Source organism: Streptomyces sp. NPDC045695, assembly GCF_056432025.1.
Genome location: NZ_JBWKJU010000002.1, coordinates 536,281 through 551,969, shown reverse-complemented (window position 1 = coordinate 551,969; position 15,689 = coordinate 536,281). Strand labels below are relative to the sequence as shown.

Annotated in this window: 16 protein-coding genes and 3 tRNA genes; 14 read left to right on the top strand and 5 right to left on the bottom strand. The window is 72.0% G+C overall.

Annotation, left to right across the window (positions count from 1 at the left end):
- The first annotated feature begins 24 nt into the window (after window positions 1-24).
- From AC07DU_RS05700 to AC07DU_RS05680, 5 genes are all read left to right on the top strand, one after another.
- Entirely contained in the window at window positions 25-1,584 is a 1,560-nt protein-coding gene (locus tag AC07DU_RS05700; RefSeq protein ID WP_479027118.1) for a complex I subunit 4 family protein, read from the top strand.
- A complete protein-coding gene (locus tag AC07DU_RS05695) occupies window positions 1,581-3,185 on the top strand; it encodes an NADH-quinone oxidoreductase subunit N (protein WP_479109729.1) in 1,605 nt (534 codons plus the stop codon). The genes AC07DU_RS05700 and AC07DU_RS05695 overlap by 4 nt, the downstream gene beginning before the upstream one ends.
- Before the next feature lie 249 nt (window positions 3,186-3,434).
- The gene (htpX, locus tag AC07DU_RS05690) at window positions 3,435-4,298 is read left to right on the top strand and encodes a zinc metalloprotease HtpX (RefSeq protein WP_360890870.1); all 864 of its coding nucleotides are present in this window, start codon (window positions 3,435-3,437) and stop codon (window positions 4,296-4,298) included.
- Window positions 4,295-4,687, top strand: a complete 393-nt coding sequence (locus AC07DU_RS05685) for a YccF domain-containing protein (protein ID WP_360890873.1) — start codon at window positions 4,295-4,297, stop codon at window positions 4,685-4,687. Before htpX ends, AC07DU_RS05685 begins: the two co-directional genes overlap by 4 nt.
- A 54-nt stretch (window positions 4,688-4,741) precedes the next feature.
- Window positions 4,742-5,266: an SMI1/KNR4 family protein gene (locus AC07DU_RS05680; RefSeq protein WP_479109727.1), complete on the top strand. Its 525-nt coding sequence runs from the start codon at window positions 4,742-4,744 to the stop codon at window positions 5,264-5,266.
- Here AC07DU_RS05680 and AC07DU_RS05675 read toward each other — a convergent pair.
- The 3 genes from AC07DU_RS05675 to AC07DU_RS05665 form a co-directional block, all read right to left on the bottom strand.
- Window positions 5,250-6,485: an APC family permease gene (locus AC07DU_RS05675; protein ID WP_479109725.1), complete on the bottom strand. Its 1,236-nt coding sequence runs from the start codon at window positions 6,483-6,485 to the stop codon at window positions 5,250-5,252. The genes AC07DU_RS05680 and AC07DU_RS05675 overlap by 17 nt on opposite strands.
- Before the next feature lie 18 nt (window positions 6,486-6,503).
- Window positions 6,504-6,953: a hypothetical protein gene (locus AC07DU_RS05670; RefSeq protein WP_479109723.1), complete on the bottom strand. Its 450-nt coding sequence runs from the start codon at window positions 6,951-6,953 to the stop codon at window positions 6,504-6,506.
- A 170-nt stretch (window positions 6,954-7,123) separates the two neighbouring features.
- Window positions 7,124-7,612 (bottom strand): YajQ family cyclic di-GMP-binding protein, encoded by a 489-nt coding sequence (locus tag AC07DU_RS05665; RefSeq protein WP_030009008.1) that lies wholly within the window; start codon window positions 7,610-7,612, stop codon window positions 7,124-7,126.
- Window positions 7,613-7,810: 198 nt separating this feature from the next.
- On the opposite strand from AC07DU_RS05665, the gene AC07DU_RS05660 reads away from it, so the two are divergent.
- Together AC07DU_RS05660 and AC07DU_RS05655 are read left to right on the top strand one after the other, a co-directional pair.
- Window positions 7,811-7,892: transfer RNA gene (locus tag AC07DU_RS05660), tRNA-Tyr, on the top strand.
- Between the two features lie 161 nt (window positions 7,893-8,053).
- Complete coding sequence (locus tag AC07DU_RS05655; protein WP_479026263.1) at window positions 8,054-8,494, top strand: DUF3574 domain-containing protein; 441 nt, start codon at window positions 8,054-8,056, stop codon at window positions 8,492-8,494.
- 28 nt (window positions 8,495-8,522) lie between these two features.
- On the opposite strand, the gene AC07DU_RS05650 is transcribed toward AC07DU_RS05655, so the two are convergent.
- Together AC07DU_RS05650 and AC07DU_RS05645 are read right to left on the bottom strand one after the other, a co-directional pair.
- The gene (locus tag AC07DU_RS05650; protein WP_479026266.1) at window positions 8,523-9,179 is read right to left on the bottom strand and encodes an SDR family oxidoreductase; all 657 of its coding nucleotides are present in this window, start codon (window positions 9,177-9,179) and stop codon (window positions 8,523-8,525) included.
- Between the two features lie 54 nt (window positions 9,180-9,233).
- Window positions 9,234-10,502 (bottom strand): amidohydrolase family protein, encoded by a 1,269-nt coding sequence (locus tag AC07DU_RS05645; RefSeq protein WP_360890888.1) that lies wholly within the window; start codon window positions 10,500-10,502, stop codon window positions 9,234-9,236.
- Between the two features lie 360 nt (window positions 10,503-10,862).
- Between AC07DU_RS05645 and AC07DU_RS05640 the strand changes: the two genes are divergently transcribed.
- From AC07DU_RS05640 to AC07DU_RS05610, 7 genes are all read left to right on the top strand, one after another.
- A tRNA-Thr gene (locus AC07DU_RS05640) sits at window positions 10,863-10,935 on the top strand.
- Between the two features lie 48 nt (window positions 10,936-10,983).
- Window positions 10,984-11,056, top strand: a tRNA-Met gene (locus AC07DU_RS05635).
- Window positions 11,057-11,144: 88 nt separating this feature from the next.
- The gene (rpmG, locus tag AC07DU_RS05630; protein ID WP_003956487.1) at window positions 11,145-11,309 is read left to right on the top strand and encodes a 50S ribosomal protein L33; all 165 of its coding nucleotides are present in this window, start codon (window positions 11,145-11,147) and stop codon (window positions 11,307-11,309) included.
- A 141-nt stretch (window positions 11,310-11,450) separates the two neighbouring features.
- Window positions 11,451-11,903 carry a MaoC family dehydratase N-terminal domain-containing protein gene (locus tag AC07DU_RS05625; protein WP_361941219.1) on the top strand — a complete coding sequence of 151 codons (453 nt, stop codon included), beginning with the start codon at window positions 11,451-11,453 and terminating at the stop codon, window positions 11,901-11,903.
- A gap of 1 nt (window position 11,904) precedes the next feature.
- Window positions 11,905-12,333, top strand: coding sequence for a MaoC family dehydratase (locus AC07DU_RS05620; protein ID WP_360890893.1), 429 nt, complete (start codon window positions 11,905-11,907; stop codon window positions 12,331-12,333).
- Window positions 12,334-13,556: 1,223 nt separating this feature from the next.
- Window positions 13,557-14,126: a TetR/AcrR family transcriptional regulator gene (locus AC07DU_RS05615; protein ID WP_453372649.1), complete on the top strand. Its 570-nt coding sequence runs from the start codon at window positions 13,557-13,559 to the stop codon at window positions 14,124-14,126.
- Window positions 14,127-14,225: 99 nt separating this feature from the next.
- Complete coding sequence (locus AC07DU_RS05610) at window positions 14,226-15,680, top strand: DHA2 family efflux MFS transporter permease subunit (RefSeq protein WP_479109721.1); 1,455 nt, start codon at window positions 14,226-14,228, stop codon at window positions 15,678-15,680.
- Window positions 15,681-15,689 lie beyond the last annotated feature (9 nt).

The window sequence follows — 15,689 nt, the reverse complement described above, 5'->3', positions numbered from 1 at the left end:
GTGATTGATATCAGCCCGTCCGTGATGCAGTTCCTTCTGGCGTTCATCGTGGCCGCACCGCTCCTCGGCGCGGCCGCGGCCCTCCTGCCGGCCCCGCCCGGCCTCAAGGGCCGCAGCCCCGAACAGGCCGTGCTCCGCCACGGCGTGACCGTGACCGGCGTGATCCTCGCCGCGGCCATCGCCCTCACCCTGGGCTTCGACCACGACGCCCCGTCCCGCTTCCAGGCGACGACGGACATCAGCTGGATCCAGGCGCTGAACGTCCGGATCCACCTCGGCGTCGACGGCATCTCGCTCCCCCTCCTCCTGATGACCGCGCTGCTGTTCTTCCTCTGCGCGCTCTACAGCTACTTCAAGCTCCCGGCGGGCCCCTCCCCGAAGGCCTTCGTCGCCCTGCTGCTCGTCCTCGAGTCCGGCACCCTGGCGACCTTCGCCGTCCTCGACCTGCTGCTCTTCTTCCTCGCCTTCGAGATGGTCCTCATCCCGATGTACTTCCTCATCGCCCGCTGGGGCGGTGCTCAGCGGCAGGCCGCCGCCTGGAAGTTCATCCTCTACACCCTCCTCGGATCCGTGGTCATGCTGCTCGGTCTGCTGCTGATCGGACTGAAAAGCGGCACTTTCGACATGGTGGCACTCGCCACTGACAACGGCCGCGGACTGAGCCACACCACCCAGCTGCTGGCCGTTCTCGCCATCGGCATCGGCCTCGCCGTGAAGACCCCGATGTGGCCCCTGCACAGCTGGCTGCCCGACGCCCACACCGCCGCGCCCACCGTCGGCTCCGTCCTGCTGGCCGGCGTCCTGCTCAAGATGGGCACGTACGGGTTCGTCCGCATCCTGCTCCCCGTCACCCCCGACGGCATGCAGACCTTCGCCCCCTACCTGGGCGCCTTCGCGGCCGTCGGCATCGTGTACGGATCGCTCGCCTGCCTCGCGCTGGCCCGCAAGGGCAACAAGGGCGACCTCAAGCGCCTCATCGCGTACTCCTCCGTCGGCCACATGGGCTTCGTCCTCCTCGGCATCGCGAGCATGACCCCCACCGGCGTCAACGGGGCGCTCTTCGCCAACATCGCCCACGGCCTGATCACGGGGCTGCTCTTCTTCCTGGTCGGCGCCCTCAAGGACCGCTACGGCACCGCCGACCTCGACACCCTCGCCGGAGCCACCGGCGCCGCCCTCTACGGCCGCGCCCCCCGCCTCGGCGCGTACCTCGCCTTCGCCGCCGTCGCCTCGCTCGGCCTCCCCGGACTGGCGGGCTTCTGGGGCGAGATGCTGGCCCTCTTCGGCGCCTTCGACCCGGCCGAGGGCCTGTCCCGCCCGGCCTTCCTCACGTTCATGGCCGTCGGCGCGTTCGGCACCCTGCTCACCGCCGCCTACCTCCTGATCGTCGTACGGCGCGTCTGCATGGGGGACCCCAAGGCCGAGAGCGCCGCCCCGGCAGCCCTCGCGGACGTCCAGCGCTACGAGTTCGCCGCCTGGACCCCGCTCGTCGCCCTCACCGTCCTCGCCGGCCTGTGGCCCGCGGTCCTCCTCGGCCTCACCGACCCGGCCGTCCAGAAGCTCCTCGCAGGAGGCAAGTCATGACGGCCCTGACGGTCCTCGCAGCCGGTCTCGCCACCGACCGGTCCGCCGGCCTCGCCGCCGAGGCCCCCAGCCTCGTCCAGAGCGTCGACTGGCTCGCCCTCGCGCCGGTCGTCATCACCGCGGCCGTCGGCCTGGCCGTGCTCGTCGCCGACCTCTTCGTGGCCGAGCGCCGCAAGCCGGTCCTCGGCTGGATCTCGGTGGCCGGCCTGGCCGCCGCGACCGCGAGCCTGCTGCCGCTGCGCGCCGGCGACCGCACCACCTTCTGCCTCACCGGCGACCCGTCCGCCTGCAGCTACGCCGCCGACCACTTCGCGCTCGTGATCCAGTTCCTGGTGCTGGGCGGCGCCCTGGTCACGGCCCTGCTGTCGGTCACCGCCGTCCGCGACACGCGCATGCCGGCCGGCGAGTACTGGTTCCTGCTGCTCTCCTCCGCCGCCGGCGCGGCCCTGCTGCCCGCCTCCCGCGACCTCGCCACCCTGATCGTCGCCCTCGAAGTGGCCTCGCTGCCCGCCTTCGCCCTGGTCGGCATGCGACGCGGCGACCGGCTCTCCTCCGAGGCCGCCCTGAAGTTCTTCCTCTCCTCCGTCACGGCCACCGCCGTATCGCTGATGGGCGTCAGCTTCGTCTACGCCGCGACCGGCTCCCTGCACCTGACCCAGGTCGCCGCCCGGCTCGAAGACGTCCCCGGCCAGCTCGACACCGTCGCCATGGCCGGTGTCGCGCTCACCCTCGTCGGCTTCGCCTTCAAGACCGCGGCGGTGCCCTTCCACTTCTGGGTCCCCGACACCTACGTCGGCGCCCCCCTGCCCATCGCCGGCTACCTCTCGGTGATCGGCAAGGCCGTCGGCTTCACCGGCCTCATCCTCGTCACCGTGATTGCCTTCCCGGCGTACTCCGAGGTCTGGGGCCCGGCCCTCGCCGTCCTCGCCGCGCTCACCATGACCCTGGGCAACGCCGCCGCGCTGCGCCAGTCCGCCGACCGGGCGAACAGCGCCGTACGGCTGCTCGCGTGGTCCTCGGTGGGCCAGGCCGGCTACCTGCTGGTCCCCATCGCCGCCGCCGCGTACTCCGAGCGCGACCAGATCGGCTCCACCGTCGCCTACGCCCTCATGTACGCCGCCGTGAACCTCGGCGCCTTCGCCGTGGCCGCGCTCGTCGCCCGTACGAAGCCGCTCCACCGGATCAGCGACTACCGCGGCCTGTACGCCGAGCGCCCCCTGGCCGCCCTCTCGCTGGCCTTCTTCCTGCTCTGCCTGGCCGGTCTGCCGCCGGGCATCATCGGCCTCTTCGCCAAGGTCACGGTCTTCCGGTCCGCGGTCGACGCGGGCCTGGGCTGGCTCGCCGTGGTCATGGCGGTCAACGTCGTCATCGCCCTCTACTACTACCTGCGCTGGACGGCGCTGCTGTTCCGCGTCCCGGAGGGCGCCGAGGGCCCCGAGGGCCCGGAGGGCGCCGAGGCCCCCGAGGGCGCCGAGGCCCGTACGAGGGCCCCCTGGCCGGTGACGGCGGCCATCGTCCTGACCGCGATCACGGCGCTCGTCCTCTCGGGCGCCCCGCAGCTGGCCCTGCGCGTGGCCTCGGGCACCCTCTTCGCGCAATAGCGCGCACGCCGAGCCCTACGAGGCTCCGCGCGGCCCGCAGGCCCTACCCCCCACCCGTACGGAGCAACGCCCGTCGCGGCCCCGCCGCCCCTCCCGCAGGGGCGGCGGCGGGCGGCCGCTCCGGCGCGCCCTGGGAACCAGACGCCGCCACCTCGCGTTGACCAGGAAGGAAGGGTCCACTGGACCGTAGACCCTCAGATCTTCAGATCCTGGACGGGTTCCCCTGCCGCACCACTAGGAGGGCGTACCGTGCACCGCCGGCACAACGGGCTGAAGACCGCCGTACTCCTCGGCGGGCTGTCCGCACTCATCATCGTCATCGGAAGCTTCTTCGGACGGGGCGGCCTGATCGTCGCCGTCCTCATCGCCCTCGGGACGAACGCCTACGCGTACTGGAACAGCGACAAGCTGGCTCTACGCGCGATGCGCGCCCGCCCCGTCAGCGAGTTCGAGGCCCCGCAGCTCTACCGCATGGTGCGCGAGCTCTCCACGTCCGCGCGCCAGCCCATGCCGCGCCTCTACATCTCACCCACCGAGGCACCCAACGCCTTCGCCACCGGCCGCAATCCGCGCAACGCCGCGGTCTGCTGCACCGAGGGAATCCTTCGGATACTCGACGAACGCGAGCTGCGCGGGGTCATCGGTCACGAGCTCAGCCACGTCTACAACCGCGACATCCTGATCTCGTCGGTCGCCGGAGCCCTCGCCTCCGTGATCATGTTCCTGGTGAACTTCGCCTGGCTGATCCCGGTCGGCCGCTCGAACGACGACGAGGGACCGGGCCTCTTCGGCATGCTGCTGATCATGATCCTGGGCCCGCTCGCCGCCTCCGTGATCCAGCTGGCCATCAGCCGCTCGCGGGAGTACGAGGCCGACGCGTCGGGCGCGCAGCTCACCGGAGACCCACTCGCCCTGGCCAGCGCCCTGCGCAAGCTGGACGCGGGCACCAAGCAGCTTCCGCTGCCGCCGGAGCCGCGGCTGGAGACGGCGAGCCACATGATGATCGCCAATCCCTTCCGCCCGGGCGAAGGATTGTCCAAGATGTTCTCGACACACCCCCCTATGGCCGAGCGCATCGCCCGGCTCGAACAGATGGCAGGCCGCCGGCAGTGAAGACAATCCTGAACGTCATTTGGCTCATCCTCAGCGGCATCTGGCTGTTCCTCGGCTACGTCCTCGCAGGCGTGCTGCTCTGCGTCACCATCATCGGAATCCCCTTCGGCGTCGCCGCCTTCCGCATCGCCGTCTACGCCTTGTGGCCCTTCGGCTACACCACGGTCGAGCGCCGCGACGCGGGCGCGGGATCCGCCATCGGCAACGTCCTGTGGCTGGTCCTGGCGGGCTGGTGGCTCGCCCTGGGCCACATCTTCACCGGCATCGCGCTGTGCGTCACGATCATCGGCATCCCGTTCGGCATCGCCAACTTCAAGATGGTCCCGCTCTCCCTGCTCCCGCTGGGCCGCGAAATCGTCCCGACGGACGCCCCGTTCGCCTCTCGCTGACGGACTTATCCACAGGCCGGGCGGGCTGTCAGTGGGCTGCGTCACCATGAAGGCATGAACGAGAACGAGCAGTTGCTGGAGCAAGTCGCAGGCCGCGTGCGCAACTCCGCGCAGGGACCGGGAAAGCCCTCGCCCGCGCCGCTGGGCACCCGGGAGCTCGCCCGGGCCGAGCGCATACTCGGCTTCGCCCTGCCGCCGCTGCTCGCCGCGCTCTACACCCAGGTCGGCGACGGCGGATTCGGCCCGGAGTACGGGGTGCTGCCGCTGCGTCAGGCCGTGCGGACCTACGAGACGCAGCGGACCTCCGGCTGGCGCTGGCCCGAGGGGGTGCTGCCGGTAGCCGACCTCGGCTGCGCCATGTACGCCTGCGTCGACTGCCGCTCCGAGACGGCCCAGGTCCTGCTGTTCGACCCGAATCCCGGGGAGCCCGACCTCGCCTGGTCCATCGACAGCCCGAGCCTGGCGGGCTGGCTGCGCGGCTGGCTCGACGGCACGGCCTGGTTCTGCGAGGAGTCCGCCCTGGGGGAGGAGTGTGACCTGGAGCTGGCGCCCTGGCCCGAGTTCAGATCCCGGACCTGAACCGGCCCCGCACCCCGTAGACCACCGCGCCCAGGGCCAGTACGGCCGCCCCCGCGACCGTCGAGGCGAGGGGCAGGGTGACGGCCAGGACCACACAGCCGGACAGTCCGACCACTGCCACGGCCCGACCCTTGACAGCTGCATCGAGAGTCCACGCGGAGGCGTTCGCGATCGCGTAGTAGACGAGCACCCCGAAAGAGGAGAACCCGATCGCGCCCCGCAGATCGGCGGTCGCCGCGAGCACCGCCACGACCGCACCCACGGCCAGCTCCGCGTGATGCGGCACCCGATGCCGGGGATGTACGGCGGCCAGCGCGCGCGGGAGATGGCCGTCCCGGGCCATCGCCAGCGTGGTCCGCGAAACCCCGAGTACGAGGGCCAGGAGCGAGCCCAGCGCGGCCAGCGCCGCGCCCACCCGGACGACCGGGGCCAGTTCGGGCCGGCCGGCCGCCCGAACCGCGTCGGCCAGCGGCGCCGACGACTGCGCCAGCCCGTCGGCGCCGAGCACCGACAACGCCGCCACCGCCACCGCGGCGTACACCAGCAGGGCGATCCCGAGCGCGAGCGGCACCGCCCGCGGGATCGTCCGCTCCGGGTCCCGCACCTCCTCGCCCAGGGTCGTGATCCGCGCGTAGCCGGCGAAAGCGAAGAACAGCAGACCCGCGCCCTGCAACAGGCCGACGGCGTCCCAGTGGAAGCCGCCCAGCCGTCCCGCCTCGGCCGCGCCGGAGGACAGGCACACCACGACGACCCCGGCCAGCACCGCCAGTACCGCCGCCACGATCACCCGGCCGATCCGGGCGGACTTCTGCACCCCGCCGTAGCTCGCGGCGGTCAGCGCCACCACCGCCGCGACGGCCACGGCGTGCTGTTGGCCCGGCCAGACGTAGGCCCCCACGGTGAGGGCCATCGCCGCGCACGACGCGGTCTTGCCGATCACGAACCCCCAGCCGGCCAGATATCCCCAGAAGGGCCCGAGCCGTTCGCGCCCGTAGACGTAAGTGCCGCCGGAGGACGGGTACCGGGCGGCCAGCCGCGCCGAGGAGTGCGCGTTGCAGTAGGCCACGAGGGCCGCCAGGGCCAGAGCGGCGAGGAGCGCCCCGCCCGCCGCGCGCGCCGCCGGGGCGAGGGCCGCGAAGATACCGGCGCCGACCATCGCGCCGAGCCCGACGACGACGGCGTCGCGGACCCCCAGGGTGCGCTTCAACTGGTTTTCCACGGGCGGAGGATAGCCCGGCTAGATGACGCCTTCCCGGCCGGGAAGAGGCGTCCGCTTGCGCTCCCATCCCTCCAGGGCGGTGAGACAGGCGTGGCCGAGGTGGCGCAGCCCGCCCGGATCGAGCCGCACCGGATGCCCGTGCGGCAGTGCGTCCAGCGCGTCGAGCAGCTTGGGCAGCCGCAGGAAGCTGGGCGCTGCCCACGACCCGGACGCCAGCACCCCCGTCACCCGCACCTTCTCGACGGGCAGCCGCAGCAGGGCGGCCACGGCGGTGGCGCCGGCCACGCCGACGAGCGCCCCGGGCACCAGCCCGCCCACCACCCCGGTGACGATCCCCGGCTCGGCCGGCACCCCGGAGGCGGCCGCCCCCCCCTCGCACAGGGGCAACGCGACCAGTGCGACGACGACGGATGCCCCGAAGTCATCGCGGAAACGTGCCGGCCCCAGGCATGCGAGAACCCCTGCCACGCGGTGATGTGATGCCACCCAGCGTGGTGGGCGCACTCATCGCGGCCCAAGTGTTCACGGAAGCCCGCAGTGGCGCGTGCGCCGCACACGCCCCGCACCCCGGTAACCGCCGCGGCCCGGCGGTCGGTGAAGACCGCCGGGCCGGCGTGGTGGCAGGTCGGGGACCTGGGTCAGCGGTAGTTCACGAACTGGATCGCGAAGTCCAGGTCCTTGCCCTTGAGCAGCGCCTGGACCTCCTGGAGGTCGTCGCGGCTCTTGGAGCTGACGCGCAGCTCCTCGCCCTGGACCTGGGCCTTGACGCCCTTGGGACCCTCGTCCCGGATGATCTTCGCGACCTTCTTGGCGTTCTCCTGGGAGATGCCTTCCTCGATCGTGGCGAAGATCTTGTACTCCTTGCCGGACAGCTGCGGCTCGCCGGCGTCCAGCGCCTTGAGCGAGATCCCGCGCTTGACCAGCTTCGTCTCGAACACGTCGAGGACGGCCTTGACGCGCTCCTCGGAGTTCGCCTCCATCAGGATCTTCTCGCCGGACCAGGCGATCGTGGCGCCGGTGCCCTTGAAGTCGTAGCGCTGCGAGAGCTCCTTGGCGGCCTGGTTGAGGGCGTTGTCGACCTCCTGCCGCTCGACCTTCGAGACGATGTCGAAACTGGAGTCGGCCATGTGCTGTGGCTCCTTGATGTCGGTTGTGATCGCCCCGGAGGGCGCGGCCGGACAACCCCGGCCCGCTCCGCAAAGCCTAGCCACCGCACCCGCCCCCGGTGCTGATCAATCCGGTGGCGAACCACCCCCGGTCATCAGGTATCGTTTACGTCGTTGCCAGGGAGCGCCGCCGCAAGGCGGAAAAATGGCAGCGATCATGGCGGTGTGCCCGAGTGGCCAAAGGGAGCAGACTGTAAATCTGCCGGCTCAGCCTACCCAGGTTCGAACCCTGGCGCCGCCACGCGATGTGAGACCCCCGGACTGCGGAAACGCGGTGCGGGGGTCTTCTCGCATGCGTCAGCTCCAGGTACTCCGGCGAACCGGCCGGTGGGCAACCGGGCCGGTGACAAACCGGGCCCGTTACGGACCGCAACGTCGGGGGATCCCGGTCGTTCACCTGGGGTGAAGTGGACATCTGACGCACGGGGGAAGATCGGCGGCGGGGTGCTCGTCGCCCTGCTCGGGGTGGGGATTCCGGCTCTGATGGGAGCGACGCTCCATACGGACGTGGGGAAGCCGTACCAGGAGACCCGGCTGTACTTCGGCACCGAACGCCCCGACGGGCGGGGCCCGATCACGAAGCCGGATTTCATGCGGTTCCTGGACCGGGAGATCACCCCGTCCTTCCCCGAGGGGCTGACCGTCCACGACGGCTACGGCCAGTGGCGCGGCAAGGACGGCAAGGCCATCCGCGAGACCTCGTACGAGGTGGTCCTGCTGTACCCGGAGAAGGAAGCCGGCGAGCGCAGCGTGCGCATCGAGCGGATCCGGCAGGCCTACGAGAACCAGTACCAGCAGGATTCGGTCGGACGGTCCGACGACAAGGTGAACGCCGAGTTCTGAACCGCCGGACGTGGCGCGCGACGGTCCGTCAGTTGCCCGCCACGTCCTTGACGGCCACCTGCACCGGCGTCGAACCGGAGGTCAGCTCCAGGGTCAGGCCCGCCGTCGCCGGGGTCTCGATCAGCTCGGCCAGCACCGCCGCGACGTCGTCGCGCGGGACCACCCCGTGGCCCGTCCGCGCCTCCAGTCGGACCAGGCCCGTCCCGGCGTCGTCGATGAGCGAGGCGGGGCGCAGGATCGTCCACTCCAGGCCCAGCCGGGTGCGGACGTGGTCGTCGGCCTCGCCCTTCGCCCGCAGGTAGGCGTCGAAGACCTCGTCGCCTTCGTGGTGCGCGTCCGCGCCCATCGAAGAGACCATCAGGAAGCGGCGCACTCGGGCGCGTTCGGCGGCGTCGGCGAAGAGCACCGCCGCGTCCCGGTCCACGGTCTCCTTGCGCTCGATGCCGCTGCCGGGACCGGCGCCGGCCGCGAACACCGCCACGTCCGCGCCCTGCAGGATCCCCGCCACGTGTTCCACCGAGGCCGACTCCAGGTCGCACAGCACCGGCTCGGCGCCCGCCGCCCTGAGGTCGTTGCCCTGTGCCGGGTCGCGGATGATGCCCGCGACCTCGTACCCGCGCGCGGCGAGCAGGCGCTCCAGCCGCAGCGCGATCTGACCGTGTCCACCCGCGATGACGATGCGCATGATCCGACCGTACGACGAGCCGGGCGCCGCCGCCCGCGAACGCACGGCGAACGTTCAGGGGCCCGCCTCCGTACGGCCCTGCCGGGGCAGGTCCAGAGCCACCGCGACCGCGGAGTCGCAGTACTCCCGCACGGCACTCGTACGGGCTACCACCCGCCCGCGGTGGATCACGATCCGGCTGTACGCGAGCGACAGCACGCCCGCGATCCGGTCCCCGCGTACGGCGAGGAGCTCCGCCGGGAAACCGGCCTCCACCCGCACCTGCGGCAGGCCCATGGCCTCGCGGGCGCAGGCGCTGACCGACTCGTAGGCCTCGCCGGGTCGCATCCCGCCCTGGGAGGCCAGCAGGTACGCGGCCTCCAGCGGGTCGCCGCGGCCGACCGGGTTCCCGGCGTCCCTCAGCGCCCCGCTGCCGGCCGTGACCCGGACGCCGGCGGCCCGCAGCAGGCGCACGGGCGCGGTGCGCAGGCCCCGGCGCTCCAGGGCCGCGCAGTCGCCCTGGGGCAGGCAGGTCACCCGTACGCCGGCCGCGGCCAGCTGGTCGGCGGCGCGGGTGGCCACGTCGAGGGGCAGGCGGGACAGGCCGCCGCAGGGGCCGACGGTGACCCCTGGGCGCAGCCCGCCGGCCATCGCCGCGAGCCGGGAGAGGCGGCCGGGGTCGTCGCCGTCCGTGTGCAGGTCCACGGGGCAGCCGTGCTCGTCGGCGAGTTCCAGAACGGCTTCGAGGAAGCCCGTGGGGTCGGGGTCCAGGTCGGGGCAGCCGCCGATCACGGAGGCGCCCATCTTGACCGCGTCCCGCAGCATGGCGAGCCCGTCCGCGCCGGCCACCCCGGTCAGCAGCCGGGGCACGGCCACGGAGGTCAGGTCGGTCAGCCCGCGCAGGGAGCGGCGGGCCTGGAGCACGGCCTCCAGGGGGCCGAGGCCGTGCACGTCGCCGATCCGTACGTGCGAGCGCACGGCGGTGGCGCCGTGCCCGAGCTGGAGGAGGGCGGCCTCGGTGGCCCGGCGCTGGACCTCGTCGGGGGTGTACGAGACGGGGCCCTCGCCGTCCGCGGTCAGGGCGGTGTCCCCGTGGGCGTGCGGCTCGGCGGGGGCGGGCAGGAGCAGATAGCCGCTCAGGTCCACCCGGGACAGGGCCGGGGAGGGAAGGCTGCCCGTGGTGCCGACAGCCTGGATCCGGCCGCCGCCGAGTCGGACGTCGACGGTGCGGCCGTCGGTGAGGCGGGCCCCGGTGAGCAGCAGGGTGGTGGCCTCGGCTGCGACCGCGTTGCCGTTGACGCCATGGGGGGAGTGGAACGGCTGCTGCGGCTGGCTGTCGGACATCGCGCTCCTGCGGTGGCTCGGGCGGTTCCTGGGCCCGTGGCCGCGGCCCGCGGCCCAAGATCACGCAGCGTGCTCAGAGCCTAGGGCGCGGCGCACCCCGCTTCACGGAAGAGCGCAATAGTCGTACCGGTGTGGTGCGCACCCGGCGTGCGCCCGGGCGTGCGCCCCACGGCCCCCAAAAGGCACCGAGCGGCGCGCACGGGGGGCGTGAAGGGTGTGAGCCCGCACACAATCTGGCCGAGAAGTGGGTCGGGAGGGGCCGGTGGGCTGATCGAGAAGAGCGCCCGAACCCCCTCGGAGCCCTGTCCTCCCAAAGGATTTGGGCGATCGGCGGGCAACCGTGTAATGTCTTCATCGCTCGCCCCAATAGCTCAGTCGGTAGAGCGTCTCCATGGTAAGGAGAAGGTCTGCGGTTCGATTCCGCATTGGGGCTCTGGTGAGAGAGGTTCCCCACCCTCGGGTGGGGAGTCGATCACATCAAAGCGGCGTAGCTCAGTCGGTAGAGCAAGCGGCTCATAATCGCTGTGTCACCGGTTCAAGTCCGGTCGCCGCTACACACAGTAGCCGATTGCGGGGTCGGTCTCCCGGTCGGCTACTCTTGTATGCGTTCATCCGTCCCAATTTCCGTCAAGGAGCACTCACGTGGCTGCCACCGACGTCCGCCCGAAGATCACGCTGGCCTGCGTGGAGTGCAAGGAGCGGAACTACATCACCAAGAAGAACCGGCGTAACAACCCGGACCGTCTTGAGATGAAGAAGCACTGCCCGCGCTGCAACTCGCACACCGCGCACCGCGAGACCCGCTGATCCCAGCGAAGTCTCGAATAACAGGCACCGTCATGAGGTCGTCCCCTTCATTGGGGGGCGGCCTTGTGTCGTTTCCGTCTCCGGGTCCGCCCGTCTTTGTTCTTGTGTCTTTCGTGTCCCTTCATCAGGAGGTAGTGAGTCATGGCTCTCGACCAGTCCTTCGTGGGGCGGAGCTACCCGCCCACCGAGCCGTACGAGGTCGGCCGCGAGAAGATCCGCGAATTCGCGGTTGCGGTGGGTGACGCCAATCCCGTCTACACCGACGCAGAAGCCGCCAAGTCGTACGGCTACTCGGACGTGATCGCTCCGCCGACTTTTGTGTTTGCCATCACTTTCAAGGCGGCCGGCCAGGTCATCGAGGACCCGCAGCTGGGGCTGGACTACAGCCGTGTCGTGCACGGGGACCAGAAGTTCGCGTACTCGCGGCCGGTGCGGGCCGGTGACCGTCTGTCAGTGACCTCCACCATCGAGGCCGTGAAGTCGCTCGCGGGCAACGACATCATCGACATCCGCGGCGAGGTCCACGACGAGACCGGCGAGCACGTGGTGACGGCGTGGACGAAGCTCGTCTCCCGCGCCCCCGAGGAGGCCTGACATGGCATCGAAGATCCAGTACGCCGACGTCGAGGTCGGTACCGAGCTGCCGGCGGGATCCTTCCCCGTGACGCGCGCCACGCTCGTCCAGTACGCGGGTGCCTCGGGCGACTTCAACCCGATCCACTGGAACGAGAAGTTCGCCAAGGAGGTCGGACTGCCGGACGTCATCGCGCACGGCATGTTCACCATGGCCGAGGCGATCCGGGTGGTCACCGACTGGGTGGGCGACCCGGGTGCGGTGGTCGAGTACGGCGTGCGCTTCACCAAGCCCGTCGTGGTCCCGAACGACGACCAGGGCGGCCTGATCGAGGTCACCGCCAAGGTCGCGGCCAAGCTGGACGACAACCGCGTCCGCGTCGACCTGACGGCCATGAGCGCGGGCCAGAAGGTCCTGGGCATGTCCCGCGCGGTGGTCGCCCTCTCCTGAGGCAGGGCCGGTCAGCCGCGCGGGCTGGGCGGGCCGGGCGGGCCGGGCAGCTGGTAAGCCGGTTGAAAGCCAGGGCCGGTGGGCGGGATCGGTGGTGCGGGGACTGCGGGGGCGGGGCCGGTTGGGCGGGGTGATGCCGCACGACTGGCCGCGCGACCCGAAGCCACCCCGCACGGCTCCGGTCCGCCCTACGGGCCCCCTGGCCCGCAGCCCCCCAGCACGGCCCGGTCCGCCCTACGGGCCCAGCGATTCGAAGCCACTGCGGACGGTCCCGGTCCGCCAACGGGCCCCGGTGACTCGAAGACACCGCGCACGGCCCCGTCACTGCACGAGTGGCCGTGCCCCGAAGCCATCCCGCACGTCTCGGCCCCGCCCGACCGGTTGCGGCCCCGCACGGCCCCGTCCCGCCCGACCGGCCCCACCCCCGCAGCCGCTCCGCACGGTCTCGGCCCCGGCCGACCAGCTCGGGCCCCCGCCGCCACCCCGCACCGCCCGTCCACGGCCGACCGGTTCCTGGCCCGAAGCCTGCGTATGCTCTCGGCCCCGGCCGACCGGCTCCCGGCCCCGAAGCCGCTGCGCATGGTCCCGTCCCGGTTTCGACCGGCTCCCGCCCCTGTGGCGCCCCGCCCGGCCTGTTCACGGCCGACCGGTTCCTAGGTGGAAGCCGCTGCGCACGGTCTCGGCTCCGGCCGACCGGCTGCCGCCCCCCGCAGTCACCCCGCACGGCCCCGTCCGCTTCGACTGGCTACCGCCCCCGGAGTCACCCCGCACGGCCCGGCCCCGGCCGACCGGCTCCCGCCGCGAAGTCACGCCGCAAGGCACCGTTCCGCCCGGCCGGTCCCCGCGACTCGAACCACCCCGTCCGGCTCCGCCAACGCGCGAGTGGCCTCCGTACCCAAGCCACCTGCGCGGTCTCGGTCCCCCAGGGGCCCGCAGCTCGTAGCCCCGCCCCGCGTCCGTCCCGTCTGGAACCGCGCCGCCCGGCCCGCGCGCGGCCGCCCGTCAAGGATCCGCCCCGCCCTCCGCCCGCGGCTGCGCCTCCGCCCGCCCCGCCCGGCCCCTCCCTCCCACCCCGCGGCCCTGCCCTCCGCCCGCGGCCCGGCCGTCGAGGCTCCGCCTCCCGGCCGCCCCGCCTGGGCTCCCCGAGGCGAAGCCTCGCCCGCCTCCGCGCCCGCGAACGTCACCCCCTTGCGTAGTTAGTGATTGCGTACTAACTTACCCTCATGGCAAGGATGAGCGCAGATGAGCGGCGTGAGAGCGTCATTCGCGCGGCAGTGCACGAGTTCGCCCGGGGCGGGTACTACGGGACCTCCACCGAGGCGATCGCCAAGCGGGTGGGTGTCTCGCAGCCGTATCTCTTCCGGTTGTTCCCGAACAAGCTGGCCATCTTCCTCGCCGCCGCGGAGCGTTGTCTGCAGGAGACTCGCCAGGTCTTCGCCACCGCCTCCGAGGGGCTGTACGGCGAGGAGGCCACGCGGGCCATGGCGAACGCCTACACGCGGCTCATCGCCGAGGATCCCGACAAGCTCCAGATGCAGCTCCAGATGTACGTCACCGTGGCCGCCGCCGAGGCGGCCGGCGATCACGAGCTCGGGGAGCTCGTCCGCAAGGGGTGGCTGGAGCTGTGGGACACGGTGCACGTGCCGTTCGGCGACGACGTGAAGGAGACTACGACCTTCATGGCGTACGGGATGCTGATCAACACCCTCGCCGCCATGGGCTTCCCGCCCGAGCACCGGGTCTGGCAGGGGTTGTACCCAGAGGCCCAGGTCAACGGCCGCCTGGAGAAGTGACGGCGGCGCGCCGCCCGCCCGGCATGCGCCGCCTGCCCACCGCACCCATGAGCACGAAAGTTAGTCAGCAATAACTAACATAAGTCCGCAGGGGGAATCGTGAACACACAGCAAGGCAGGGACACCAAGCTCCGGGGGCCCGCCGTCTGGGCCCTCATCCTCACCGGCGCCGCCAGCTTCATGGCCGCCCTCGACAACCTCGTCGTCACCACCGCGCTGCCCGCCATCCGGTCGGACCTCGGCGGCAAGCTGGAGGACCTGGAGTGGACGGTGAACGCCTACACGCTCACCTTCGCCGTCCTCCTCATGTTCGGCGCGGCCCTCGGTGACCGGTTCGGGCGGCGCAAGCTCTTCATAGCCGGCCTCGCCGTGTTCACGGGCGCCTCCGCCGCGGCCGCCCTCTCGCCCGGCATCGACGCCCTCATTGCCGCCCGCGCCGTCCAGGGCGTCGGCGCCGCGATCATGATGCCGCTCACCCTCACCCTGCTCACCGCCGCCGTCCCCGCCGCCCGTCGCGGCATGGCCCTCGGCATCTACGGCGCCGTCACCGGCCTCGCCGTCGCCAGCGGCCCCCTCATCGGCGGCAGCCTCACCGAGCACATCTCCTGGCAGTGGATCTTCTGGCTGAACGTACCGATCGGCCTCGCCCTGATCCCGCTCGCCCGCCTGCGCCTCGCCGAGTCCACCGCCCCCGGCGCCCGCCTCGACCTGCCCGGCACCCTGCTCATCAGCGGCGGACTGTTCGGCATCGTCTACGGCCTGGTGAACGCCAACGCGGAGGGCTGGACCAGCGCCCCCGTCCTGACCTCGTTGATCACGGGCGCCGCCCTCGTCGGCGGGTTCATCTACCACGGCTCCACCAGCGCCAACCCCATGCTCCCCATGCGGCTCTTCCGCAACCGCGGCTTCCTCGGGATCAACCTGGCCAGCCTGCTGATGTTCCTGGGGATGTTCGGCTCGATCTTCCTGCTCAGCCAGTTCCTCCAGGGCGTCTCGGGCTACTCGCCCACAGAGGCCGGACTGCGGATGCTCCCCTGGACCGGCATGCCGATGATCGTCGCGCCGATCTCGGGCATCCTCTCCGACCGGATCGGCGGCCGCCCCGTCGTCGCCACCGGGCTCGCGCTCCAGGCCATCGGGCTCGGCTGGTTCGCGATGATCCTGAGCGCGGACCTCTCGTACGCCGCCCAGCTTCCGGCGCTGATCATCAGCGGCATCGGCATGGGCATGTACTTCGCCCCCGCCTCCAACGTCCTGATGTCCACCGTGGCCCCGGCCGACCAGGGCAAGGCCTCCGGCACCAACAACGCCCTGCGCGAGGTCGGCGGAGCCCTCGGTGTGGCCGTACTGGCCTCCGTCTTCTCCGCCCAGGGCGGCTACGAGTCCCCGCAGGCCTTCACGGACGGCACGGTCCCCGCCCTGTGGATCGGCGCCGGTGCGGTCGCCGTCTCGGCCGCCCTGGCCCTGCTGCTGCCGCGCAAGACCCGGTCCGGGACCGCCCCGGCCGTTGCCCCCGCCGAGGTGCGGGGCCGCGTCCCCGCCGCGACGCCGTAAGCCCGGAGC